Origin of the sequence: Micropruina sp. (assembly GCF_047602085.1) — a bacterium.
Classification (GTDB): Bacteria; Actinomycetota; Actinomycetes; order Propionibacteriales; family Propionibacteriaceae; genus Micropruina.
On the sequence record NZ_JASGID010000002.1, the window covers coordinates 1,155,516 to 1,179,316 of the forward strand.

The 23,801-nt window shown below is 67.9% G+C and carries 25 protein-coding genes, 4 tRNA genes and 1 pseudogene; 20 read left to right on the top strand and 10 right to left on the bottom strand.

Annotated features, from left to right (window positions below; genetic code table 11):
• Positions 1-18: 18 nt before the first annotated feature.
• The 4 genes from QM721_RS05985 (at position 19) to QM721_RS06000 (ending at position 1,434) form a co-directional block, all read left to right on the top strand.
• The gene (locus tag QM721_RS05985) at positions 19-186 is read left to right on the top strand and encodes a hypothetical protein (RefSeq protein ID WP_415119950.1); all 168 of its coding nucleotides are present in this window, start codon (positions 19-21) and stop codon (positions 184-186) included.
• Positions 187-504: 318 nt separating this feature from the next.
• A complete protein-coding gene (locus QM721_RS05990; RefSeq protein WP_415119952.1) occupies positions 505-717 on the top strand; it encodes a hypothetical protein in 213 nt (70 codons plus the stop codon).
• Between the two features lie 9 nt (positions 718-726).
• Positions 727-1,152: a Fic/DOC family protein gene (locus QM721_RS05995; protein WP_415119954.1), complete on the top strand. Its 426-nt coding sequence runs from the start codon at positions 727-729 to the stop codon at positions 1,150-1,152.
• Positions 1,153-1,206: 54 nt separating this feature from the next.
• A complete protein-coding gene (locus tag QM721_RS06000) occupies positions 1,207-1,434 on the top strand; it encodes a hypothetical protein (RefSeq protein WP_415119956.1) in 228 nt (75 codons plus the stop codon).
• Positions 1,435-1,559: 125 nt separating this feature from the next.
• On the opposite strand, the gene QM721_RS06005 is transcribed toward QM721_RS06000, so the two are convergent.
• The 7 genes and pseudogenes from QM721_RS06005 to QM721_RS06035 form a co-directional block, all read right to left on the bottom strand.
• Positions 1,560-2,606, bottom strand: a complete 1,047-nt coding sequence (locus QM721_RS06005) for a 2-oxoacid:ferredoxin oxidoreductase subunit beta (protein ID WP_415119958.1) — start codon at positions 2,604-2,606, stop codon at positions 1,560-1,562.
• Positions 2,603-4,453 (bottom strand): 2-oxoacid:acceptor oxidoreductase subunit alpha, encoded by a 1,851-nt coding sequence (locus QM721_RS06010; RefSeq protein ID WP_415119960.1) that lies wholly within the window; start codon positions 4,451-4,453, stop codon positions 2,603-2,605. Before QM721_RS06010 ends, QM721_RS06005 begins: the two co-directional genes overlap by 4 nt.
• A gap of 61 nt (positions 4,454-4,514) precedes the next feature.
• Entirely contained in the window at positions 4,515-5,228 is a 714-nt protein-coding gene (locus tag QM721_RS06015; RefSeq protein WP_415119962.1) for a sirohydrochlorin chelatase, read from the bottom strand.
• Positions 5,229-6,515 (bottom strand): sulfate adenylyltransferase subunit 1, encoded by a 1,287-nt coding sequence (locus QM721_RS06020; protein ID WP_415119964.1) that lies wholly within the window; start codon positions 6,513-6,515, stop codon positions 5,229-5,231. It lies immediately after the preceding gene.
• A 155-nt stretch (positions 6,516-6,670) separates the two neighbouring features.
• Positions 6,671-7,786 carry a sulfate adenylyltransferase subunit CysD gene (cysD, locus tag QM721_RS06025; RefSeq protein WP_415120133.1) on the bottom strand — a complete coding sequence of 372 codons (1,116 nt, stop codon included), beginning with the start codon at positions 7,784-7,786 and terminating at the stop codon, positions 6,671-6,673.
• A gap of 27 nt (positions 7,787-7,813) precedes the next feature.
• Positions 7,814-8,509, bottom strand: a pseudogene (locus tag QM721_RS06030) (phosphoadenylyl-sulfate reductase); the annotation flags it as partial.
• A gap of 14 nt (positions 8,510-8,523) precedes the next feature.
• Complete coding sequence (locus QM721_RS06035; RefSeq protein WP_415119966.1) at positions 8,524-10,221, bottom strand: nitrite/sulfite reductase; 1,698 nt, start codon at positions 10,219-10,221, stop codon at positions 8,524-8,526.
• Positions 10,222-10,695: 474 nt separating this feature from the next.
• On the opposite strand from QM721_RS06035, the gene mptB reads away from it, so the two are divergent.
• On the top strand, positions 10,696-12,204 hold the full coding sequence (mptB, locus tag QM721_RS06040) for a polyprenol phosphomannose-dependent alpha 1,6 mannosyltransferase MptB (protein ID WP_415119968.1): 1,509 nt from the start codon (positions 10,696-10,698) through the stop codon (positions 12,202-12,204).
• Positions 12,201-13,136 carry an enoyl-CoA hydratase/isomerase family protein gene (locus QM721_RS06045; RefSeq protein WP_415119970.1) on the top strand — a complete coding sequence of 312 codons (936 nt, stop codon included), beginning with the start codon at positions 12,201-12,203 and terminating at the stop codon, positions 13,134-13,136. The genes mptB and QM721_RS06045 overlap by 4 nt, the downstream gene beginning before the upstream one ends.
• 95 nt (positions 13,137-13,231) lie before the next feature.
• Here the strand turns inward: QM721_RS06045 and QM721_RS06050 are convergent, their stop codons facing one another.
• Together QM721_RS06050 and QM721_RS06055 are read right to left on the bottom strand one after the other, a co-directional pair.
• Positions 13,232-14,053 carry an exodeoxyribonuclease III gene (locus QM721_RS06050; RefSeq protein ID WP_415120135.1) on the bottom strand — a complete coding sequence of 274 codons (822 nt, stop codon included), beginning with the start codon at positions 14,051-14,053 and terminating at the stop codon, positions 13,232-13,234.
• A 287-nt stretch (positions 14,054-14,340) separates the two neighbouring features.
• On the bottom strand, positions 14,341-14,832 hold the full coding sequence (locus QM721_RS06055) for a YajQ family cyclic di-GMP-binding protein (protein ID WP_415119972.1): 492 nt from the start codon (positions 14,830-14,832) through the stop codon (positions 14,341-14,343).
• Positions 14,833-14,914: 82 nt separating this feature from the next.
• On the opposite strand from QM721_RS06055, the gene QM721_RS06060 reads away from it, so the two are divergent.
• The 14 genes from QM721_RS06060 to rplA all read left to right on the top strand — a co-directional run bounded on the left by QM721_RS06060 (position 14,915) and on the right by rplA (position 22,955).
• Positions 14,915-14,996: transfer RNA gene (locus QM721_RS06060), tRNA-Tyr, on the top strand.
• 178 nt (positions 14,997-15,174) lie between these two features.
• A complete protein-coding gene (locus QM721_RS06065) occupies positions 15,175-15,681 on the top strand; it encodes a GNAT family N-acetyltransferase (RefSeq protein ID WP_415119974.1) in 507 nt (168 codons plus the stop codon).
• A 68-nt stretch (positions 15,682-15,749) separates the two neighbouring features.
• Positions 15,750-15,822: transfer RNA gene (locus QM721_RS06070), tRNA-Thr, on the top strand.
• A gap of 57 nt (positions 15,823-15,879) precedes the next feature.
• Positions 15,880-15,955 (top strand) — tRNA-Met (locus tag QM721_RS06075).
• A 35-nt stretch (positions 15,956-15,990) separates the two neighbouring features.
• The gene (gene rpmG, locus QM721_RS06080) at positions 15,991-16,161 is read left to right on the top strand and encodes a 50S ribosomal protein L33 (protein ID WP_105184661.1); all 171 of its coding nucleotides are present in this window, start codon (positions 15,991-15,993) and stop codon (positions 16,159-16,161) included.
• 318 nt (positions 16,162-16,479) lie between these two features.
• A complete protein-coding gene (locus QM721_RS06085; RefSeq protein WP_415119976.1) occupies positions 16,480-16,908 on the top strand; it encodes a MaoC family dehydratase N-terminal domain-containing protein in 429 nt (142 codons plus the stop codon).
• The gene (locus tag QM721_RS06090) at positions 16,905-17,312 is read left to right on the top strand and encodes a MaoC/PaaZ C-terminal domain-containing protein (RefSeq protein WP_415119978.1); all 408 of its coding nucleotides are present in this window, start codon (positions 16,905-16,907) and stop codon (positions 17,310-17,312) included. Before QM721_RS06085 ends, QM721_RS06090 begins: the two co-directional genes overlap by 4 nt.
• Positions 17,305-18,378, top strand: coding sequence for a UDP-N-acetylmuramate dehydrogenase (locus tag QM721_RS06095; protein ID WP_415119980.1), 1,074 nt, complete (start codon positions 17,305-17,307; stop codon positions 18,376-18,378). Before QM721_RS06090 ends, QM721_RS06095 begins: the two co-directional genes overlap by 8 nt.
• A gap of 340 nt (positions 18,379-18,718) precedes the next feature.
• The gene (locus QM721_RS06100) at positions 18,719-19,918 is read left to right on the top strand and encodes an aromatic amino acid transaminase (protein ID WP_415119982.1); all 1,200 of its coding nucleotides are present in this window, start codon (positions 18,719-18,721) and stop codon (positions 19,916-19,918) included.
• A gap of 374 nt (positions 19,919-20,292) precedes the next feature.
• Positions 20,293-20,365, top strand: a tRNA-Trp gene (locus QM721_RS06105).
• A 29-nt stretch (positions 20,366-20,394) separates the two neighbouring features.
• Positions 20,395-20,769, top strand: a complete 375-nt coding sequence (gene secE, locus QM721_RS06110) for a preprotein translocase subunit SecE (protein ID WP_415119984.1) — start codon at positions 20,395-20,397, stop codon at positions 20,767-20,769.
• A gap of 26 nt (positions 20,770-20,795) precedes the next feature.
• Complete coding sequence (nusG, locus tag QM721_RS06115; protein ID WP_415119986.1) at positions 20,796-21,599, top strand: transcription termination/antitermination protein NusG; 804 nt, start codon at positions 20,796-20,798, stop codon at positions 21,597-21,599.
• Positions 21,600-21,640: 41 nt separating this feature from the next.
• Positions 21,641-22,072: a 50S ribosomal protein L11 gene (rplK, locus tag QM721_RS06120; protein ID WP_415119988.1), complete on the top strand. Its 432-nt coding sequence runs from the start codon at positions 21,641-21,643 to the stop codon at positions 22,070-22,072.
• A gap of 181 nt (positions 22,073-22,253) precedes the next feature.
• On the top strand, positions 22,254-22,955 hold the full coding sequence (gene rplA, locus QM721_RS06125) for a 50S ribosomal protein L1 (RefSeq protein WP_415119990.1): 702 nt from the start codon (positions 22,254-22,256) through the stop codon (positions 22,953-22,955).
• Positions 22,956-23,137: 182 nt separating this feature from the next.
• On the opposite strand, the gene QM721_RS06130 is transcribed toward rplA, so the two are convergent.
• Positions 23,138-23,611 (bottom strand): GNAT family N-acetyltransferase, encoded by a 474-nt coding sequence (locus tag QM721_RS06130; protein WP_415119992.1) that lies wholly within the window; start codon positions 23,609-23,611, stop codon positions 23,138-23,140.
• Positions 23,612-23,801: the final 190 nt, after the last annotated feature.

The following is a 23,801-nucleotide window of genomic DNA, read 5'->3' on the forward strand; positions in this document are numbered from 1 at the left end:
GAACGAAAGGTGCCAACCATGACCGAGCAACAGCGTGACCCCAAGACCGACGCCGATCAGGCCGGGACGTCCGAGCAGGAGTACGGCAACCTCAGCGTCGAGGACGACCCCCAAGGCGCCACCGACCCTGCCGACCTGGCCGACGCCGCCGGCCCCGAGGACGACGGCGGCCGCGAGAACCCCTGAGCTCAATTTGTTTGCGGAATCGCCGATCGTCGCCGGGGGGAGGTTGTCGAGGCCTCAAAAAATGGCTCTGACAAGGTATAACAAGGTGTTTCGATGGGTTCAACCGTCGGTTGGTGAAAGCCATCGGGAGACGTTGACCTTCGCCGGTCGAGCTTGTCGAGACCCTCTGCCTGGTAGGTCGGAGGTCTCGACAAGCTCGCCTAGCGAGGGTGTGACGCCTCGTCCAACTGATTTCCCGAGAGGCTGTGGATAACTCAGTATTCGTCGGAGGTGGGACGTACCATGGCGCAAACCGGTTCACACTCCGTGGAGGACGCAATGGCACTCACGAAGCACCGCTCGACCGAGCAGATCGAGCGCAACCTGGTCGCCATCGCCGCCGCCCAAAGGATGGCGGGCGAGGAACCCACCGCCGAGGACATGGAGGCCGCCCGCCGCGTCCTTGCCGGCGAGGCGACCGCGGATGAGGTCATCGCCGAACGGTTCGAACAGATCGACAGGAAGTACGGGATCGTTCGCCGGGCTCAGTGATTGCCGGCGATGGCTGATCAGTACACCTACCCGGGCAGTGATGTCCTGGTGAATCTCCCGGGCTACACCCACCCCGAGGCCTGGAAGGAGGCGGCAGTCGCACACGTCTCGGCGCGCCTTGGCGACCTCGTTGAGCACCCGATCACGGGCGACTTCGACCTCGCTCACCTGCAAGCGATCCATGCGGCGCTGGTGGATGGCTTCTACAGCTGGGGCGGCCAGTTGCGAACCGCCGACACCGGCCCGGGCGGCACCGGCATCGCGCATTGCCGTCCTGAGTTCATCCGCGCGGAGACCGACCGAGTCTTCGGCACGCTCGCCGAAGAGAGCTTTCTGCGCGGCCGCGACCGGGACGCGTTCTCGCGGGGGCTGACCTGGACGTGGGGTGAGCTGACCGTCATCCACCCGTTTCGCGACGTCAACACCCGTACCTAGTTCACCTTCTTCAACCAACTGGCGCTACACGCCGGCTGGCTGATCGACTGGACGATGATCGACCCCTACCTGTTCGGCTATGCCCGCACTGTCGCCATCGTCAGTGACGAGCGAGGCATCGACGCCCTGCTCTTCCCAGCATTGGAACCCCTTGTCGGCGGGGTTGCTCCCACCGAACCGCTGCGACAGGGAGTCGATCGGTTCGTGGCCGGAGGATCGGCCTGGACGCCCCCGGAACTCGACCGAGCACTGATCAATGCCATCGAGCAAAGGCACGCCTGACTGTCGCTGGCCGCGCTTGTCTACGCCCAAACTGCTCCCGACGAGGAGGTTTCGACAAGCTCAACCGACGACGAAGCGCAAGCCACGAGGGTCTCGACAAGCTCGACCAGCGGTGGAGTCAGGCGTCAGTTGACCGTCCAGGTGTCCGATCCGCTAATCAGACCCTGCAGGGCTGCCAGCCGTTCGGACGGCTCCGGCATCCGGACCTGCTCGCGGGCGCCGTCGTCGAAGGCGGGACGCTCCACCTGCCGGAAGATGCCGATCGGTGCCTGCTGCAGCACGCCAGTATCGGTCAGCCGCGACAGGGCGAACGCCGACGTCGGATCCTCGGCGTGGGCGTCGTGGACGACGACCTGGGCTGGGTCGGCGTCCACGGTGTCGACCACCGCGACCGACCCGTCGCCACGCCGGATCACCGACTGGGCGCCGTCCGGGCCGAAGGTGACGGGCTGGCCGTGCACCAGCCGGATCACGCCGGGCGCCTTCGGGCCCTTGAGCTCGAGGAAGGCGTCGTCGTTGAAGATCGGGCAGTTCTGGTAGATCTCGACCAGGGACGCCCCGCGGTAGCCGATCGCCGCCGTCAGCACCTCGGTCAGGTGCGCCCGGTCGGAATCGATGGTGCGGGCCACGAAACCGGCCTCGGCGCCGAGCGCCAGCGAGATCGGGTTGAACGGGTAGTCCACCGAGCCGGCCGGGGTCGACTTGGTCACCTTGCCTAGCTCGGATGTCGGCGAGTACTGACCCTTGGTCAGCCCGTAGATGCGGTTGTTGAACAGCACGATGGTGATGTTCACGTTGCGCCGCAGGGCGTGGATCAGGTGGTTGCCGCCGATGCTCAGCGCGTCGCCGTCACCGGTGACCACCCATACCGCCAGATCGTCGCGGGCCACCGCCAGACCGGTTGCGATCGCCGGGGCCCGGCCGTGGATGGAGTGCATGCCATAGGAGTCGACGTAGTACGGGAACCGCGACGAGCATCCGATGCCCGAGACGATCACGGTGTTCTCGCGGCGGATGCCGAGTTGCGGCATCAGGCCCTGGAACGCGGCCAGCACGGCGTAGTCGCCGCAGCCGGGGCACCAGCGCACCTCCTGGTCGGAGGTGAAATCCTTGCGGTTCAGCGGGGTCAGCGCCAACGGAACGCCTCCGAGGCCGGTCGCCGTGGTGGTCATCGTCCGTCCTTCCCGTCGATGATGGTGATCAAGTCCTCGGCCAGTTCCGACAGCGAGATCGGCAGGCCGCGGACCCGCGAGTAGCTTTCGCAGTCGACCAGGTATTTGCCGCGCAGGATAAACGCCAGCTGGCCGAGGTTCATCTCCGGCACGATCACCCGATCGTAGGAGCGCAGAATGTCGCCCAGGTCGGACGGCAGCGGGTTCAGGTGCCGCAGGTGCACCGTGGCGACGCTTCGGCCGCTGAGCCGGACGCGGCGCGCGGCAGCCGAGATCGGGCCGTAGCTGGAACCCCAGCCGACCACCAGCACCCGGGCGTCGCCGCTGGGATCCTCGACCTCCAGCGGCGGCAGGTCGGCGGCGATGCCGTCGATCTTCGCCTGCCGCAGCCGCACCATGAACTCGTGGTTGTCGGGGTCGTAAGAGACGTTGCCGGTGTTGGCCGCCTTCTCGATGCCACCGATCCGGTGCTCCAGCCCCGGTGTGCCCGGGACGGCCAGCGGGCGGGCCAGCTTCTCGTCGCGGGAGTACGGCAGGAACGGGCCGTCGGCCGGCGGTTCGAGGGTGAAGCCCGGGTCGATGGCGGGCAAGTCGGCCAGGTTCGGCACCTCCCAGGGTTCTGCGCCGTTGCCCAGGTAGCCGTCCGACAGCAGGATCACCGGGGTTCGGTAGGTGAGCGCGATCCGGGTCGCCTCCAGCGCGGCGTCGAAGCAGTCGCCGGGGGACGCCGCGGCGATCACCGGCAGCGGGGCCTCGCCGTGGCGTCCGTAGATCGCCTGGAACAGGTCGGCCTGCTCGGTCTTGGTGGGCAGGCCGGTGGCCGGTCCGGCGCGCTGCACGTCGCAGATCACCAGCGGCAACTCGAGCATGACCGCGAGCGAGATGGTCTCCATCTTCAGCGCCATGCCCGGCCCGGACGTGCTGGTCACGCCGAGAGCACCGGCGTACGAGGCACCGAGCGCGGCGCCGACGGCGGCGATCTCGTCCTCGGCCTGGAAGGTGATCACGCCGTGGTCCTTGGCCCGCGACAGCAGATGCAGCACGTCGGACGCCGGGGTGATCGGGTAGGCGCCGAGGAACAGTTGCAGGCCGGCCTTCGCGGCACCGGCCATCAGCCCGTAGGCGAGCGCGGTGTTGCCGGTGATCTGCCGGTAGGTGCCCGGGGGCGTCGGTGCGGCCGCCACCTGGTAGCGGACCGTGAACACCTCGGTGGTCTCGCCGAACGCGAAGCCGGCTTTGAACGCGGCGATGTTCGCGTCGCGAATGTCGGGCTTGCTGGCAAATTTGCGGGCCAGGAAGTCAAGCGTGCCCTGCTCCGGACGGCTGTACAGCCAGGTGAGCAGCCCGAGCGCGAACATGTTCTTGGTGCGCGCGGCGTCCTTGCGACCCAGCCCGAAGCCGGCCACCGCGGCCACCGCCAGCCCGGTCAGGTCGAGAGCGTGCACTTCGTAGGCGTCGAGGGTGCCGTCTTCGAGGGGGTTGCTGGCGTAGCCGAGCTTGTTCAGGTTGCGGGCGGTGAAATCGGCGGTGTCGGCCAGAATCACCGCGCCGCGCGGCAGGTCGGGCAGATTCGCCTTGAGTGCCGCCGGGTTCATCGACACCAGCACGTCCGGCCGGTCGCCGGGGGTGCGAATGTCGAAATCGGCGAAGTGCACCTGAAAGCTCGACACGCCGGCCACCGTGCCCTGCGGCGCGCGGATCTCGGCAGGGAAGTTGGGCAGCGTGGAGAAGTCGTTGCCCAGTTGCGCGGTGTCGGAGGTGAACCGGTCGCCGGTGAGCTGCATGCCGTCGCCGGAGTCGCCGGCGAACCTGATCACGACTCGATCGATGCTGCGCACTTCGCCCATCCCGGCTTCGCCCTCCCTCTGTTGTGACGAACCGGTCAAGCCTAGCTGTTGGTCGAGTAGATCAGTCATTCACGGCTTTCGGTTGGAACGCGGCGGGGGAGTCGGCAGTTGCGGTGTGCCAGCGGCGGGCGATCACGTCGATCAACAGCGGGTGCACACCGATGGGACGGCTGACGGCGTCGGCCCCCGCGCTCGCGAGTTGCGCGCTGAACCGCCCCGGTGCGAGCAGATAGGCGGCGATCGCCACCCGGGCGTGGCCGGCCGCACGCAGTGCGGTCACCGCCTCGGGCACGGTGGGTGAGGCGGCGGTGACGAACCCGGCGAGGGCTGGACGGTGCACGGACTCGGAGAGCTTGTTCGCCGCGGCCCGGACCTGGGCCAGGGACCGGGAGCGCAGCGACCCCGCCGCGGCGAGCGCGACCGCATCGAAACCGCCCAGTTCGGCCAGCCGATCGAGCACGGCGGGCAGTACGTCGGCGCCGACCATCGGGGTGGCGGTGGCCCGACCGCCGGCCGCCGCGATCGCGGCCGGAAGGTCCGAGGTGACGTGGTAGCCGCTGGTCAGGAACACCGGTACCACCACCGCGTCGCCGAGCCGGCGCAGGGTGTCGGTCAGCGTGGGGGTGTGAATATCCACCCAGCCCAGATGGGTCTCGACGTCGAGCCGGTCGCCCACGGCGGTGGCTAGTTCCCGCGAGGTGGCGGTTCCTTCCGGTGACCTGGTGCCGTGCACGGCCAGCACCAGCGGCCGGCGTTCGGGTTGTAGCGAAGTCATCTAGATCGACCAGTCCAGGGTCTCGGCCTCGAAGTCGTCGGCGCCCAGACCGGAGCGCACCATGCCGGCGGCCAGCGTGCTGCCCATCTGGGGGTCGACAAGCAGAAACGCACCGGTGCGCCGCGAGGTGGTGTATTCCTCGGCGACGATCGGGGCAGCCAGCCTGATGGTCACCCGGCCGATGTCGTTCAGGGTCAACGCCTCGGCCTCGACCGGCGTCAGGGTGTCGAGGTCGAGCCGGCCCTTGATCTGCTTCACGATGCCCTGCACCGTGCGGGTGGTGTGCTTGAGCAGCACCTTCGACCCGGGTCGCAGGGCACGATCCGAGAGCCAGCAGACCAGCCCGTCGACGTCCTGGGTGGGGGTCGGGGCGTCGGTGACCCCGGCGATCAATTCGCCGCGGGTGATGTCGACCTCGTCGGCCAGCCGCAGCGTCACCGACATCGGTGCGAAAGCCTCGTCGAGCTGCTCGCCGGCGGCGTCGATGCCAGTCACCGTGGTGGTGCGTCCCGTCGGCAGCACGCTCACCCGATCGCCGACTCGCACCACGCCCGAGGCGATCTGGCCGGCATACCCGCGGTACTCGGCGTGCTGCGGGTCGCGGGCCGCGGCCTGGGGCCGAATCGTGAGCTGCACCGGAAAGCGGAACGGCTCTTCCTCCACCGGGGTGCCGGAGGGGAGTTCCTCCAGCAGGTCGAGCAGGCTGGGCCCGTGGTACCAGGGAGTGTGCTCGGAACGCTCCACGATGTTGTCGCCGAGCAGCGCCGAGACCGGCACGCAACGGACGTTCTCGATGCCCAACCCGGCGGCCACCTCGTCGAGTTCGGCGGCGACCGTGCTGAACCGGGCCTCGTCGAAGTCGACCAGGTCGATCTTGTTGATCGCGAAGACCAGGTGCGGCACCCGCAGTAGCGCCGCCACGGCGAGGTGCCGGCGGGTCTGTTCGAGCACCCCCTTGCGCACGTCGACCAGCAGCACCAGCACGTCGGCGGTGGACGATCCGGTGACGGTGTTGCGGGTGTACTGCACGTGGCCGGGGCAGTCGGCCAGCACGAAGGTGCGCTTAGCGGTGGCGAAGTAGCGGTAGGCGACGTCGATGGTGATGCCCTGTTCGCGCTCGGCGCGCAGGCCGTCGGTGAGCAGCGCCAGGTCGACGATGCCGAGGCCCTTCTCTTTGCTGACCCGCTCGACGGCGTCCAACTGGTCGGTCAGCACCGATTTGGAGTCGTGTAGCAGGCGCCCGACCAGGGTCGACTTGCCGTCGTCCACGCTGCCGGCGGTCGCCATTCGCAACAACGTCCCGCTGGTCGAGCTTGTCGAGACCCGCGTTGCTTCGTTGGTCGAGCTTGTCGAGACCCGCGTTGCTTCGTTGGTCGAGCTTGTCGAGACCCGCCGCGATCCTTCGCCAGCAGTCCCAGCACTTGTCACAACCGTGCTGCTCATCAGAAGTAGCCCTCTTTCTTGCGGTCTTCCATGGCGGCCTCGGTGAGCCGGTCGTCGGCTCGGGTGGCGCCGCGCTCGGTGATCCGGGTGGCGGCGACCTCGGCCAGCACGTCGGCCACCGTCGCGGCGTCGGACTCGACCGCACCGGTACACGACATGTCGCCGACGGTGCGGTAGCGCACCTGTTTGGTGATCACCGGTTCGGACGCCTTGGGCTGGGCGTACTCGCCGACCGCCAGCCACATGCCGTCGCGGTGAAAGACCTCACGGGAGTGCGCGTAGTACAGGCTGGGCAGCGCGATCTGCTCGGCCTCGATGTAGCGCCAGACGTCGAGTTCGGTCCAGTTGCTCAGCGGGAACACCCGCACGTGCTCGCCGGCCCGGTGCCGCGGGTTGTACAGGTTCCACAGTTCGGGGCGCTGGTTGCGCGGATCCCACTGCCCGAACTCGTCGCGCAGGCTGACGACCCGCTCCTTGGCCCGGGCCTTCTCTTCGTCGCGGCGCCCCCCGCCGAACACCGCGTCGAACCGATGCTCGGCGATCGCGTCGAGCAGCGGCTGGGTCTGCAGCGGGTTGCGGGTGCCGTCGGGACGCTCCAGCAGCCGTCCGTCGTCGATGTAGTCCTGCACCTTGGCCACGATCAGCCGGACGCCCAGCCGCTCGACCTCGGCATCGCGGTAGGCGAGCACCTCAGGAAAATTGTGGCCGGTGTCGACGTGCAGCAGCGGGAACGGCACCGGGGCCGGCCAGAAGGCCTTGGCGGCCAGGTGCAGCATCACCACCGAGTCCTTGCCGCCCGAGAACAGCAGCACCGGCCGTTCCAGCTCGCTGACCGCCTCGCGAATGATGTGAATCGCCTCGGACTCCAGCTCGTGTAACTGGCTCAGCCGTCGCGCCCGCACGTCGGCCGGGGCCGCGTTCGTGCCGGTCGAGCTTGTCGAGACCTGGTCCGTTGTGCCGGTCGAGCTTGTCGAGACCTGGTCCTCGTCGCTCCAGTTTGTCGAGGCGTCTGACTGGGTTTCGGCAGGCTCAACCAGCGGTGAGGCGGTTTCGGCGGGCTCAACAGGGGGGGCCGGGTTCAGGCTGTGCAATGCGCTCACGACGGTGATCTCCATGGGAGTAACGGTCAGGTCGGCCTGCACATGCAGTCCGCACTCGGTCTTGGCAAGGCCGGCCCACCGGCCGGCTCGCGGGTCTTCGCCAGGGGCTACCGGACGGGTGCACGGCGCGCACCCGATCGACGGGTAGCCCTGGGTGAGCAGCGGGTTGGTGGGTACCTGGTGCCGTTGGGCGTAGTCGAGCAGTTCGTCGAAGGTCCAGGCGGCGATCGGGTTGATCTTCACCATCTGGTGGCCCTCGTCCCACTCAATCAGGGGGGTCTTGGCGCGCAGCGCGTTGTCTTCGCGGCGCACGCCGGTGACCCAGGCCTCGTAGCCGGCCAGGGTCGCGTTGATCGGTTCGACCTTGCGCAACTGGCAGCACAGCGCCGCGTCACGGTCGTGCAGCCTGGGGCCGTACTGGGCGTCCTGTTCGGGCACGGTCTGCTGGGGCAGCACGTCGACGATGCTCACCGGTGCGTTGCGGGCCAGTGAGTCGCGGGTCTCGATGGTCTCGGCGAAGTGGTAGCCGGTCTGCAGAAACAGCACGTGCACCCCGGGCAGGTGCTGCCCGATGAGGTGCGGCACGACGGTGTCACCGGCCATCGAGCAGGCCACGGCGACTCGTCCGGCGAAGTGCCGGGAGGTCCAGGCCGCCACGTCGTCGGCGGTCCAGTTCGCCGACTCGGCCTGGGCCTGTGCCACCAGGGCCTTGAGCTCGGTGGTGCTGCGTCGGCCGATCGCCACCTCGGCGGTCACCGCAGAGCCTGCTCATCGGAGCGTTTGGCCCACGCCGAGAAGGTCTCACCCGCATCGTGGGAGCCCACATAACTGCGCACCACGCGCTCCACGTAGTCGGGCAGTTCCTCGGCGCTCACCTTCAACCCGCGCACGGTGCGGCCGAGCCCCGGCTCGTCGCGATCGGCGTTGGCCAGGCCACCACCCAAATGCACCTGAAAGCCGAACTCGGGTTCGCCGTCGGAGCCGGTCAGAATCTGGCCCTTCAACCCGATGTCGGCGGTCTGAATGCGCGCGCACGAGTTAGGGCAACCGTTCAGGTTGAGCGTGATCGGAAGCTCCAACTTCACGTCGCGCAGCCGGTGCTCGAGCTCGGCGACGGTCGCCGTGGCGGTGTCCTTGGTGTCGACGAACGCGAGCTTGCAGTACTGAATGCCGGTGCAGGCCATCGTGTTGCGGCGAAACGGGCTGGGGTCGGCGTGCAGGCCCAGCTCGCGCAGCGCGTCCACCACACCGGCCACCTGGTCGCCCGGCACATCGAGCACCAGGATCTTCTGGTGGGGGGTGAACCGCACCCGCTGCGACCCGGCCGCCTCGGCGACGTCCGCCACACGGTTGAGAATCGTGCCCGAGACCCGGCCCACGGTGGGCGCGAAGCCGATGTAGTTGCGGCCGTCCTTCTGGGCGTGCACGCCGACGTGGTCGCCGGCGTAGGGCGCCGGTGCGGGTGCCGGGCCGTCCGGAAGTTCGTAGCCCAGGTAATCGTCCTGCAGCACCTGACGGAATTTCTGCGGCCCCCACTCGGCCAGCAGGAACTTCAGCCGGGCCTTGTTGCGCAACCGGCGGTAGCCGTAGTCGCGGAAGATGCGGATCACGCCGTGCCACACCTCGGGCGCCTGCTCGGCGGTGACGAAGGTGCCCAGCCGCTCGGCCAGCCGGGGGGCGACGCTCAGCCCGCCGCCGACCCACAGGTCGAAGCCGGGGCCCAGTTCGGGGTGCACCACGCCGACCAGTGAGATGTCGTTGATCTCATGCACCACGTCGAGGCTGGGGTGGCCGGTGATCGCGGACTTGAATTTGCGGGGCAGGTTCGAGATGTCGGGGTCGCCGATGAACCGCTGCACGATCTGCTCGATCACCGGGGTCGGGTCGATGATCTCGTCGGCCGCGATGCCCGCGACCGGTGAGCCCAGCACCACGCGCGGGCAGTCGCCGCACGCCTCGGTGGTGATCAGCCCGACCGATTCGAGCCGGCGCCAGATCTCGGGCATGTCCTCGACTCGGATCCAGTGCAGCTGGATGTTCTGCCGGTCGCTGATGTCGGCGGTGTCGCGGGCGAAATCGAGGCTGATCTGCCCGATGGTGCGCAGTTGCTCGGTGGTGACCGCACCGCCGTCGATCCGGACGCGCAGCATGAAGTACTTGTCGGAGAGTTCGTCCGGGCCAAGGGAGGCGGTGCGGCTGCCCGAGATGTCCTGGCGGCGCTGGGTGTAGAGACCCATCCAGCGGAACCGGCCGTGCAGGTCGTCCTCCGGAATCGAGTCGAACCCCTCTTTGGCGTAGATCTTCTCGATCCGCTCGCGCACGTTGAGCGGGTTGTCCTCTGCCTTGAACTCTTCGTTGTGGTTGAGCGGCGTGGTGCCGTCGACCAGCCATTGGCCGTTGCTGCGGCCCTCGCGCGGGGGGCGGACCCGGGCGGACGCAGGTGTGCTCATGAGACTCCTGAAGGTGGGGGACTCGCGGGGAGCGCGGGTCGTGGTGAGGCTTCTGACTCAGGCGCAACACATCGCGCTGCTGTGCACGCGCAGCAGGTCGACGTGACGTCGGGTCACGAAGATCGGCTGTTGCATGCGAAGCATGGTGCGACCGTACACAGCCACGCTGGGTGATCCTGAATCGAGAGAGCCAAACTACGTCAATGGTACTACGTATTTGCGTTGAGCCGTCCCGAAGGGTGGCCAAACGGCCCACCTGTCGGGTAACGGCTGCCCGAATCCGACTGCCCTCGCATGGTGCGGTGCGGGCTGGGGTGCGGTTCGGCTTGGGCTCGACGTCCCTTCGGCAGCGACAGCGCCGGCGGCTGGCGGTGGGGGCTGCAAAAGGCGCCGATCAACCGATGATCGCTTCTTCAGTGCCGCCAAATTCCACGGCGGTAGGCTGAGGCAGAAGACCGGACGAAGGGTGCGCGGGTGAGTGAGCTGGACCAATTGCGCTCCGCGCCTCGGCGCCAACGGTTCAGTCGCGCAGTGCTCGCCGGCTACTGGGGCGATGTCGTCACGGCGTGGCGGGTGCCCGCCGTGCGCCGCGGCCTGCTGGCCACCACGCTGCTGTTCGTCGGCTCGCTGACCCCCGCCTACCTACCGCAGAACAGCCCGTGGTGGGATCCGATCCGGGCGCTGGGCTGGGACACCTGGCCGGCCAAGGTGCTCGGCACGGCGATGGTCGTGGCTGCCGTGGTGCTGCTGGTGGATGCCTGGTTCCGGCTGCGTCCTGGCCTGTACCTCGACTTCAAGCACTGGGCGGTCGGGCTGATCTGGAGCCTGCCGCTGCTGTTCGCCCCACCGATCTTCAGCCACGACGCCTACTCGTATGCCGCCCAGGGCTGGCTGCTCTACAACGGCCTCAACCCCTACGACACGCCGGTCAGCGTGCTGCCCGGCGCCTTCGCCGACCAGGTCGCGTGGGTGTGGCGCTACACTCCCGCGCCGTACGGTCCGCTGAGCCTGCAGATCTCGCATCTGATGGTGATCGTCGGTGGTCTCAACCCGTACTACGCCACGCTGCTGATGCGCATTCCGGCACTGGTCGGCGTGGTGCTGATCGTCTACTTCCTGCCCCGGCTGGCCGCACGGCTCGGCGCCGACGTGCAGTTGGCGGCCTGGTTCTCGACCATCAACCCACTGCTCATCATCGACCTGGTCGGCGGCATGCACAACGACGGGTTGATGATCGGGCTGATCATCGTGGCCCTCTACCTCACCCACCTGCGGCCCGATCGTTTCTGGCTGGGGGCGATCGTGGTGGGGGTTGCGGCCGCGGTCAAGCAGCCGGCCCTGCTGGCCGCCTACCCGGTGGCGCTGATCGGCCTGCCCTGGCAGTGGAACACCTCGCACGTGCTCAACAAGATCGGACGGGCCGCGGTGTCGTCGCTGATCGCCGTGTTCACCTTCGTGGCGATCTCGCTGGTCAGCGGGCTGAACTTCGGCTGGATCAACGCCCTGGACGTGCCCGGACGGGTGGTCACCCTCGCCCCGCTGTCGTTGCTCGGCGAGGGCGTCAGGCTGCTCTGCGTGGCCGCAGGGCGCCCCGAACTCGGCAGCCAGATCGCCGGCGGCCTGCTGGTGGCCGGCGTGCTGGCCTCCGCCCTGATCGTGGCCTATCTGGCAGTCACCGTGGCCCGGCGCCGTCCGGTCACCTTCTTGTCGTGGTCATACCTGGTGATCGCACTGCTGGGCCCCGCCATGCACTCGTGGTACCTGCTGTGGGGAGGCCTGTTGCTGCCGCTCACCAAGCCGACGCACCGACTGCAGCGGGTGGCGATCGGCGTCACCAGCGTGCTGCTGGGCTACGGGGCCGGCAACCTGGCCTGGCGCAACGACACCGGCATCGCGCTGGGCCTGGCCGGGCTGGCGCTGATCGTCACCCTGCTGGTGCGCTACCTTGACGAACACCGCAGAGCCAGTGGAGAGGCGCCATGAGCGACGTGATCTTCGAGGTCAGCGAGGGCGTCGGCCGGGTGACGCTCAACCGGCCGCGCGCCATCAACGCTCTCACCACCGCCATGCTGGCCGACATCGGTGACCAGTTGAGTCGCTGGCGCGACGACCCGTCGATCGAATCGGTGCACCTGCGCGGGGCGGGCGAGCGCGGGTTGTGCTCGGGCGCGGACGTTCGCGCCCTGCGCGCCGACGTGCTCGCGCGCGGGGAGATATCGGCCGAGGTGTTCTTCAGCGTCGAATATGCGGTCGACGCCCTGATCGCCACGTACCCCAAGCGGGTGCGGGCAGACCTGTTCGGCATCGCCATGGGCGGTGGGCTTGGCCTGTCGGCGCACTGCACCGAACGGGTGGTGCGGGCCGACAGCCGCCTCGCGATGCCCGAAACCATCATCGGGATCTTTCCCGACGTGGGGGTGCTGTTCGAGTTGTCGCGGGCGCCCGGCGAGCTGGGCACGCATCTGGCGCTGACCGGCGGCAGCATCGGGGCCGCCGACGCGGTGCTGGTCGGCTTGGCCGACCGTAGCGAGGGCGAGGTTCCGGCGGGTGAGTTGGCCGACCGGCGGGGTTGGATCGACGAGTGCTACGCCGGCGACGACCCGCTCGCCATCGTGCACCGGCTGGCCGCCCACGACGAGGCCGAGGCCCGGGCCACCGCCGCGCTGATCAGGCAGCGCTGCCCGTTCTCGGTGGCCGTCAGCCTGGCCGCGATCCGGCGGGCGGCGCTGCTGCCCGACGTGGTGAGCGTGCTGGCCCAAGATTTGGGGCTGGCGGTGCCGATGGTGCTGCGCGCCGATTTCGCCGAGGGTGTCCGGGCCCAGTTGGTCGACAAGGATCGCAACCCTTCCTGGCGCCCGGGGCGGCTCGAAGACGTGAACCCCGCCGAGGTGGCGGCCCTGTTCGCCGGGGTGTGATTTCTTCGCACCAGTGGCACGGGCCTTGCCTTCGCCCGCCAGGGCCAGCATCACTGCTGCGAAGATTTCACACCGGGCCACGGCCCCGGGGCAGTTCACACGACGTAGTCCACCGTCACGGGGGAGTGGTCGCTCATTCGTTGCTCGTAACTCGGCTCACGGTCGGTGCCGCCGGTGCGGGCGGCGGCGGCGAGTCCCGGAGTGGCCAGGTGGTAGTCGATCCGCCAGCCGGTGTCGTTGGCGAATGCTTGTCCGCGCCACGTCCACCACGAGTTCGGACCGGGTCGATCGGGGTGCAGCTTCCGAACCACGTCCACGAAGGTCCGGGGGGTCAGAATCCGGTCGAACCAGGCCCGTTCGTCGGGCAGAAAGCCGGAGTTGCGCTGATTGGCCCGCCAGTTGGTCAGGTCGAGTTCGGTGTGGGCGATGTTGAAGTCACCCATCACCAAGAACTCGCGACCGTGTCGGACGGCCTGCCGGCGGGCTCGAGTCAGATAGCTCGCCAGCGAGGCGAGAAAACGCATTTTGCGCTGGTACTTTTCCGGATCAGCGTCGGGGCCCTCCCATGACGCGCCCTTCGGCACGTACAGCGAGCCCACAGTGAGCGCCGGCCCGGATCGCGGCTCCAGATCAACCTCGATATAGCGCCCTTCGTGGTCGAAGGCCCGGTTGCCGAAGCCGATCCGTACCGCGGACGGAGCCCAGCGGCTCAGCACGCCGACGCCGTTGCGGCCGGCCAGCAGCCCTGGGTGATACGTGAACCTATGCTCCGGCCAGGCAGCGGCGGGCAGTTCGTCGTGCGGGCAGCGTACCTCCTGCACAGCGACGATGTCGGGTGCGCGTTGGGCCAGCCAGTCGGCGAAGCCGCGCCGGACGCAGGCCCGGATTCCGTTGACGTTGGCGCTGGCGATCCGCAGGGTCGAACTCACACCGGTCACGGTAACTGACGGTGCGGCACTGTCTCAGGGTCCGTGTCCCCGCTTAGGGAAGTGCCGATCAATGCGCCCACCGCAGGTTGAGCTACGTCGAAACCCCTAGTGAGGGCACTCTGTACGAAGTTTCAACAGGCTCGACCAGCGATGAACCAGCGCCTTCTTACGTAGCGCCCGGACAAGGCTGATAAATGGGGCGAACAGTGGCTGAGCTTCTCGACACTCCTTGCCTCAGCGCCGCATCCGAGGACTCGGCACGCTCGACCGGCGCCTCAGCGGTAGTTCGCGAACTGGACCGGGAAGTCGTAGTCGGCGTCCTTGATCAGCCGCTGGCAGGCCTGCAGATCGTCCCGCTTCTTGCTGGAAACCCGCAGTTCGTCGCCCTGGACCTGGGTCTTGACGCCCTTGGGCCCGGAATCGCGGATCAGCTTGGCAATCTTGCGGGCGTCGTCGCCCGAGATGCCCTGTTGCATGGTCGCGGTCAGCTTCCAGATCTTGCCGCTGATCCGTGGCTCACCAGGCTTGAGCGCCTTCAGGTCGATCTTGCGGCGCACCAGCATGGTCTGCAGCACGTCGAGCACGGCCTTTACCCGCTCTTCGCCGGAAGCCTCCATGTCGATCACGTCGCCGGCCACCGTGATCGCGGCATCGGTGCCCTTGAAGTCGTACCGGTTGCGGATCTCTTTGGCGGCCATGTTGACCGCGTTCTCGAGTTCCTGCTGGTCAAATTTGCTCACCACGTCGAAGGAGCTGTCGCCCGCCATCGTCCGTCCTCACCTCGCGTCTGTCTCGATTGGTCGGTCTGCCGGTGGAGTTGCTATCTTGGTCGTCGGCCCACACAGCCTTGGCAGGTTGCCCGAGCGGCCAAAGGGAGCGGTCTGTAAAACCGTCGGCATCGCCTACGTAGGTTCGAATCCTACACCTGCCACGCGCCGGAAATGGCCTCTGATAAGCCTTAATGGTGAGTCAGGGGCCATTTTTGGGCGTTTCGGCCCGGCTCTCGTGCCGTCAGCGTGGGTACTGGGTCACAGCGAGTCGGCGTCGCGATGGTCATCGAACCCTCAAGGGCGGGGCGAGGCTCGCCAGTTCGTGCCTAAGCTGGCCCCATGCTGATGCAGCGTGGCTTGCCCTTACTCGCGCCGGAGCCGCCGGCCTGGGTGAAGCTCCGTCCCCAGGTTCCCGCCGACGCCGAAGCGTTGGGTGCCCTGTACTGGGACTCGTACCCCAAGGGCCTGGCGGCCGTCGACCTCGAAGACGCGGTCGAAGAGATGGAGGGCGTGTTCGCCGGTGAGTACGGCACGCCGATCGATGCGGCATCGCTGGTTGTGGAAGACCCCGCGGGCGGGCTGATCGGCTGCGTTCAGACCGTCACCAGCCCGCCCTGGGAGGGCATTCCCGCGGTGCCGTTCGTGATCGAGTTGTTCGTGCACCCCGACCATCGCCGCCGGGGGCTGGGCACCCTGCTGCTGTCGGCCGCCGCGCACGCCTGCCACGCCGAGGGCTGGCAGAGCATCGCCTTGAACGTGCAGGACGAGACCGCTGCCGAGGCAAGCTACCTGTACCGGGCGTTGGGGTTCGCACAGATCACTCCGACGGTAGCTGTCGAAGGCTGACCGCCGTCGTCGATCGTCGTTGATTTGAGGCCCACGCATCGACTCGTGTAGTGTTTCTCGCGGTTCAGGCCCCTATAGCTCAGTCGGCAGAGCGTCTCCATGGTAAGGAGAAGGTCTGCGGTTCGATTCCGCATGGGGGCTCTGCGTTTGGGGTGATGGAACAAACCGCCCATCGTGCCCGTTGGGTACTCCGAACGGGGCGGGATAGCTCAGGCGGTAGAGCAAGCGGCTCATAATCGCTGTGTCGCGGGTTCGAGTCCCGCTCCCGCTACCAGATCGACAACGTGCAAGACGAGAGAGAGCAACGCGATGGCCAAGAAGCAATCGGAGATTCGTCCGAAGATCACCTTGGCGTGCACCGAGTGCAAGGAGCGCAACTACATCACCAAGAAGAACCGGCGCAACGACCCGGATCGTCTTGAGTTGAAGAAGTTCTGCCCCAAGTGCCACTTGCATACCGCTCACCGCGAGACTCGCTGAGCGCAGCCAAGCCTGGGCCGCCCGCACGTCGGGCGGCTTTTTGGCGTCTAGTCGCCTGATGTGCGCCCAACCATTCGCCGCTCGTGCAGCCGGGCCAGCGGCAGATGGGTTGGGGAGTGTTGAGTGTCGTTGGTCGAGCTTGTCGAGACCTGGCGTGTGGCGTTGTGGCATGGGTTTCGACAGCCTCAACCGGCGGTGCTGGTTGTCGTTGGTCGAGCTTGTCGAGACCTGGCGTGTGGCGTTGTGGCATGGGTTTCGACAGCCTCAACCGGCGGTGGCCGGTGCGCTGCGACGAGAGCAGCCACTAACCTGACGCCCATGATCAGCGACACCCACATCGGTCGCAGCTACCCGCCGACCGCCCCCTACGTGGTCAGCGCGGCGAAGGTGGCCGAGTTCGCCGCCGCGCTCGGCGACGCCGACAATCCGGCCTATGCGGGATCGGACGCCATCGCGCCGCCGACCTTCGCCGTGGTGCTGTCATCGGCAGCCTGGGGGGCCATGTTCGACGATCCCGAGCTGGAGTTGTCACTGAGCCGCACCGTGCACACCGACCAGCGGTTCGCCTGGCGCCGCCCGTTGCGGGTGGGCGACCAGATCACCGCCACGCTCACCATCGAGAAGTTCCGGGCCCGCGGCAGCAGCGCGTTCATCACCATCGTGGTCGGGCTGTGTGATGCCGCCGGTGAGCGGGTCTGTGACGCCACGTCCACCCTGTTGCACACTTGGCCCACGGAGGTGGCATGAGTACCGTCGAACCCGGCACCACGCTGCCCGGCATCACCGTCGCCTTCACCCGGGCCTGCCTGGTGCACTACGCGGGCGCGTCGACCGATTTCAACCCGATTCACTGGTCCGACCGGGCGGCCGCCGACCTGGGCCTGCCGGGCGTGATCGCTCACGGCATGCTCACCATGGGCACCGCCCTGCGCGTTGTCACCGACTGGTGCGGCGACCCGGGCCGGGTGCAGAACTACTACGTGCGGTTCACCAAGCCGGTCGTGGTGCCCGATCAGGACCAGGGGGCGACGGTCACCTTTGGCGGCACTGTCACCAAGGTCGCCGACGGCGTGGCCACGGTCAGCATCGAAGCGGTATTCGACGGTGCCAAAGTGCTCGGCGCCGCCACCGCGCAGGTGCGCCTTGACTGAGGTGCGCAACGACACCGTCCGGCTCGCCGACCACACCACCCTGCGGGTCGGCGGCACTGCCAAGCGGTGGGTCGAAGCAACCACCGAGGCCGAGCTGGTCGAGGCCGTGCGCAGTGCTGACGCGACCGGCGAGCCGGTGCTGGTGCTCGGCGGCGGCTCGAATGTGCTGGTCGCAGACGATGGGTTCGACGGCACCGTCGTGCACGTCGCCACCCGCGGCATCGCGCTCGCCGGCGGCTCCTGCGCCATCGACGAACCGGGCGCGGCGATGTGCGGCGGTGCGGTTATCGAGGTGGCGGCCGGTGAGACCTGGGACGACTTCGTCGCCCACGCCATCGCGCGGCAGTGGCGCGGCATCGAAGCACTGTCAGGCATTCCGGGCAGCGTAGGGGCGACCCCGATCCAGAACGTGGGCGCCTACGGCCAGGAGGTCGCCGAGTCGCTGTGGTCGGTGCGCACCTGGGACCGGCGAACCAACGGCTTCCGAACCTTCGCGGTGGGGGACTGCGGTTTCGGCTACCGGACGTCGCGGTTCAAGACCGAACCCGGGCGCTACGTGGTGCTCAGCGTCACGTTCCAGTTTCAGCAGGGGGCACTGTCGATGCCCATCCGGTATGGCGAACTGTCCCGTCGGCTGCAGCTCGACGGACGGGGCCGGGCCCCGATGAGCGAGGTTCGTGAGGCTGTGCTTGCCCTGCGTGCCGGCAAGGGCATGGTGCTGGACGCAGCCGATCACGACACCTGGAGCGCGGGCTCGTTCTTCACCAACCCGATCCTGGACGCCGAGCAGGCCGCGGCACTGCCCGATGCGGCTCCTCGATTTTTGCAGCCTGATGGCCGGGTCAAGAGCAGTGCCGCTTGGCTGATCGAGGCCGCCGGCTTTCCCAAGGGCTTCGGCACGGCGCCGGCGATGTTGTCGACCAAGCACACACTGGCCCTGACCAACCGTGGCGGGGCATCCGCCGACGACCTGCTCGCCCTCGCCCGCCAGGTGCGCGACGGAGTGTGCGACCGGTTCGGCATCACCCTGGTCCCTGAGCCGGTGCTGGTGGGCGTCACCGTGTAGTAAGCACCGATTCTCGCTGGTCGAGCTGGTCGACACCTCGCAGGTGGCCGTGGCAGGGGGTGTCGACGGGTCAACCAGTGGTGAGAGTGCGAACGACGGCAGGCCCTCGCCGTGGCAGGGGGTTTCGACGGGGTCAACCAGTGGTGCTTGCGGTGATCAGCATTTTCTTGGGTCGAGCGGCGAAACCCGTTGCGAGAGGTCGCGACGAGCTCGACCGACGATGATCGGCGCGTCCAGATGGTTGAGCCTGGCGGCGCCTGGGGGTGAGCGGGTCGGAACCCGATGCTCGCCCGCGCACGAGACGTTCGACGGGTGGTGGTGCACCACTAGACTCGCCGCCATGTCCCTTTTCAGCGCTGTTCCGCTTGCCCCGCGCGACCCGATCTTGGGCCTCACCGAGGCCTACGTCGCCGACACCAACCCGAACAAGGTGAACCTGGGCGTCGGCGTCTACCAGGACGCCACGGGCAAGCTGCCACTGCTGGAGTGCGTCCGGCTGGCCGAGCAGCGGCTGGCGCAAGACCCCAAGCCGCGCGGCTACCTGCCGATCGACGGGCTGCCCGGCTACACCAAGACCGTGCGGGAACTGGTCTTCGGTGCCGATTCTCCGGTCGTAGCCGCCGGCCGGGTGGTCACCGTCCAGGCGCTCGGCGGCACCGGTGCGTTGAAGATCGGCGCCGACTTCCTACGCCGCTTCGACACCGAGGCGAGGGTGCTGATCTCCGACCCGTCGTGGGAGAACCACGAGGCGCTGTTCACCCGGGCCGGATTTACCGTGCAGACCTACCGCTACTACGACGCGGATGCCCGCGGCGTCGACTTCGAGGGCATGCTGGCCGACCTGGCTGCGGCTCCCGCCGGCACGATCGTGGTGCTGCACGCCTGCTGCCACAACCCGACCGGCTACGACCTGACCGGGCAGCAGTGGGGGAGGGTGATCGAGACGGTGACCCGGGCCGGGCTGGTGCCCTTTCTCGACATGGCCTACCAGGGTTTCTCCGATTCACTGGACGCCGACGGCACCGTCGTCCGGCGGTTCGCCGAGACGGGCCTGCCGGTGTTGGTGTCGACCTCGTTCTCGAAGAGCCTGGGCCTGTACGGCGAGCGGGTGGGCGCCCTGTCGGTGGTCTGTGCGGACGCCGAGGAGGCGGCCCGGCTGCTCTCCCAAGACAAGATTGTGATCCGCACGAATTTCTCCAACCCGCCTACCCACGGCGCGCAATTGGCCGCCACCGTGCTGAACGACCCTGAGCTGCGCGCCCTCTGGGTCACCGAACTGGCGGCCATGCGCGACCGGATCAAGGCCATGCGGCATCGGCTGGTCGCCGGCCTTGAGGCCGCAGGCATCACCGACATGGGGTTCATCGCCACCCAGGTGGGCATGTTCAGCTACTCAGGGTTGACCAAGCAGCAGATGGTCGCTCTGCGTGAGCAGCATGGGGTCTACGGCACCGACAAGGGCCGCATCTGCGTTGCGGCGCTCAACGACACCAACGTCGAGTACGTCTGCCGGGCTGTCGCGGCCGTGCGAGGCGCCTGAGCAGCAGTGATCGCGGCTGGTCGAATTGGGGCGAGGCCTCGCCGGAGTGCCGGAGCAACGATGGTCGAGCTTGTCGAAGGGCCGCGACGCGAGCCCGGACAACCGGTCCGACCACCCGGCCAGCTAGCCCAGGCCAGCCATCGCCAACCCGCACAGCTAGCCCAGACCCCGGTGGCGGGCGCGGCGGGTCGGCGATGTCGGCAAGCTCAACCCCAGCGGTGGTCGCGGTGATGGCGCGGTTCCTGAACGATTCGTCGGTTCGACTCGCTTCGGCAAGCCCGGTACACTCCTTGTCTTGGTGAGTCCACCCCTGATCGGCCATGCCCATAATGCTCACGAGGCGACGGGGACGGCCGGGGTGGGGATCACCACGAAGGGCAATAGCTCAATTGGCAGAGCAGCGGTCTCCAAAACCGCAGGTTGGGGGTTCAAGTCCCTCTTGCCCTGCTGGACCAACCGAGTGTGAAGGACTATCTGTGGCGCAGGAGAAGGACAATGCCGACGGCGACAACGGCGTTCCGGCTGCCCAGGATCACGCGCGCGAGGTAGCCAAGGCGGCGGCGAGCAGCCGTCCCGTCCGCAAGGCGGCGGCGAGCGACGAGGCGCCGACCAAAAAGGACCACGCCACCCCCAAGCGGCGCGCCGGCGGTGCGCGGGCCACGCGTAAGCGCACCACTCCGGTCTCGTTCGTGCGCGAATCGGTCGGCGAGTTGCGCAAGGTGGTCTGGCCGACGGCCAGCCAGTTGCGCCAGTACTTCGTCGTAGTGCTGGTGTTCGTGCTGCTGGTGATCGCCTACGTCCTCGCCCTCGACCTGCTCTTCGGCTGGGGCCTGCTGAAGATCTTGGGCTGACCGAAGTCAATACGAGAGAAGTAACTGTGTCTGATACGCATGCCACGAGCAACGAAACCGAGTTCGAGATCGATCTCGGTCCGGCCGACGCGCCCGCGTCCTCCGACGACTTCGAGGTCGACCTGGGCTTCGGCGCCGACACCGACGAGCCGGACGACGGCCTGACGATCGACCTGAGCGAGCCCGAGCCGGCCGCCGAGGACGAGTCCGACGAAGACGCCGGCGACGAGGCGGTGCTCGCCGAACTGCGGGAGAAGCTGCGCACCCAACTGGGCGACTGGTACGTCATTCACACCTACTCGGGCATGGAGAACCGGGTGAAGCAGAACCTCGACTCGCGGGTGAAGACCCTCGGTATGGAGGAACTGATCTTCGAGTCGGTGGTACCCACTGAAGAGGTCGTCGAGACCCGCAACGGCACCCGCAAGACTGTCACCCGCACCCGCATGCCCGGCTACGTGCTGGTGCGCATGGATCTCACCGACGAGTCCTGGTCGGCGGTGCGGCACACCCCGTCGGTCACCGGCTTCGTGGCGCATGCCAACGCCCCGGTGCCGCTGTCGCTGCAAGAGGTCGAAGACCAGTTGGCCCCGGCCGCACTGGCTGCGGCCGCCGCCGCCAGCAACGGACCGAAGCGGCGCACCCGCAAGGTCGAGGTCGCCGACTTCAAGGTGGGCGACTCTGTGATGGTCGTCAACGGACCCTTCTCCGGCGTGCACGCCACCATCACCGAGATCAACGCGAACAGCCAGCGGCTCAAGGCCCTGGTGGAGATTCTGGGTCGTGAGACCCCGGTCGACCTGACGTTCAACCAGATCGCCAAGGTCTAGTTCGCGATTCAGAAACACAACCAGTAAGGACCCAACCAACCATGCCTCCCAAGAAGAAGGTATCGGCGATCGTCAAGGTCGCCCTCAACGCGGGTGCGGCCACTCCGGCTCCGCCGGTGGGCACCGCGCTCGGCCCGCACGGCGTCAACATCATGGAGTTCTGCAAGCGGTACAACGCAGAGACCGAAGCCATGCGCGGCACGATCGTGCCGGTCGAGATCACCATCTACGAAGACCGCACGTTCACGTTCATCACCAAGACGCCGCCGGCTGCCGAGTTGATCAAGAAGGCGGCCGGCATCAAGAGCGGCTCGGCTCGTCCGCACACCGACAAGGTGGGCAAGATCACCGCCGCCCAGGTGCGCGAGATCGCCACCACCAAGCTGCCCGACCTCAACGCCAACGACCTTGAGGCCGCCGCCAAGATCGTCGAGGGCACCGCCCGCTCCATGGGCATCACCGTCGAGGGCTGAATCACCCCGCCGGTCGAGACCTGCACCGCGTTGGTCGAGCGTGTCGAGACCTGCACCGCGTTGGTCGAGCTTGTCGAGACCTCGGAACACAACTGAAGACACACCACCCAGCGGCAGGACGTCGGTCCGTACCGCACCTGGCAACCCGGCCATACGAGGCCGGACTCATAAGGAGACCAGAATGAAGCGAAGCAAGGCCTACCGGGCCGCGGCTGAAGCCCGCGACCCGAATCAGCTCTACAGCGCCGAAGAGGCGCTCGGGCTCGTCAAGAACAACGCCAGCGCAAAATTCGACGAGACCGTCGAGGTAGCCATGCGCCTGGGCGTCGACCCGCGCAAGGCGGACCAGATGGTCCGCGGCACCGTGAACCTTCCCAACGGCACCGGCAAGACGGCAAGGGTCCTCGTCTTCGCCACCGGCGAGAAGGCCGCGGACGCCCTGGCGGCCGGCGCCGACGAAGTGGGCGCCGACGAACTGATCGAGAAGATCACCGGCGGCTACCTCGACTTCGATGCCGTCGTGGCCACGCCCGACATGATGGGTAAGGTCGGACGGCTGGGCCGGGTGCTCGGCCCCCGCGGCCTGATGCCGAACCCCAAGACCGGAACGGTCACCATGGACGTCGCCAAAGCCGTCAGCGACATCAAGGGCGGCAAGATCGAGTTCCGCGTCGACCGGCACGCCAACCTGTGCTTCGTGGTCGGCAAGGCTTCGTTCAGCCCCGAGCAGCTCACCCAGAACTACTTCGCCGCTCTGGACGAGGTGCTGCGGCTCAAGCCGTCCTCGTCCAAGGGCCGGTACCTGAAGAAGGTCACCGTGTCGTCCACGATGAGCCCCGGCGTCAGCATCGACCCGACCAAGGTCAAGCCCGCCGAGGTCTGAGCCAACCGGCTTCACGATTCGCCGGCCGCGGCCCGGTATCCCCACGGGGTGCCGGGCCGTTTCGCGTCCCCGACCAGCCGTCATGTTGGCCCAACCCTTGCCGAACTATCTGGGCGGCCGAATTCAGCGAGCCCCGATAGTTCGGCGAGCGTGTGGGGACGACGGCGCGGAATCTGGTCAGGTCAGAGGGTCTTGCGCATGGCGAAGCTAACCAGGGTCACCGAGCCGATCTCCGGAGCCAACTGGGCCTCGACGACGAAGCCGCGGCGCTCGAGCAGCGGACGCAACAGCAGGCTGGCGCTGACCGTGAGCGCTCCGAGTCCGGCCGCTCGCGCCCGGGCCTCGATCTCATCGACGAGCCGACTTGCCACGCCGCGGCGTCCGGATTCCGGCGCGACGAACAGCATGTCGATGTATCCCTTGGAGTCGACGTCGGAGAACCCGACCACCTGGTCATCAACCACGGCCACGATCGTCGCCGTCGACGCCCGTCGCGCGTGCCAGCCCGGACGGTCCTCCTCCGCTGGCCCCGCCCACGCCACGATCTGCTCGGTCGTGTAGCGCAGGGACCCGGTGATCATCACCGCGTCGCGGAACACCTTCAGGGTCGGCGCGGCATCGGCCTCGGTGTAGTCCCGAACCCGAATTCTGCTCATTCGCAGACTCTCCCAGACGATGTGATGGCAGACAAGCACGAGGCCGGCCCGCCGGTGGAGGCCGACTCTTCCCTCGGGCGAGCGCTGGGACCGGGGCTGGCCGGCCTGTCGCCGTGCACGTCCGACTCCCGACGATTTGGTCGCTCCGAACGCCGTGTCTTACGATAGGAGGAGCCGAAGACCGCTGGTG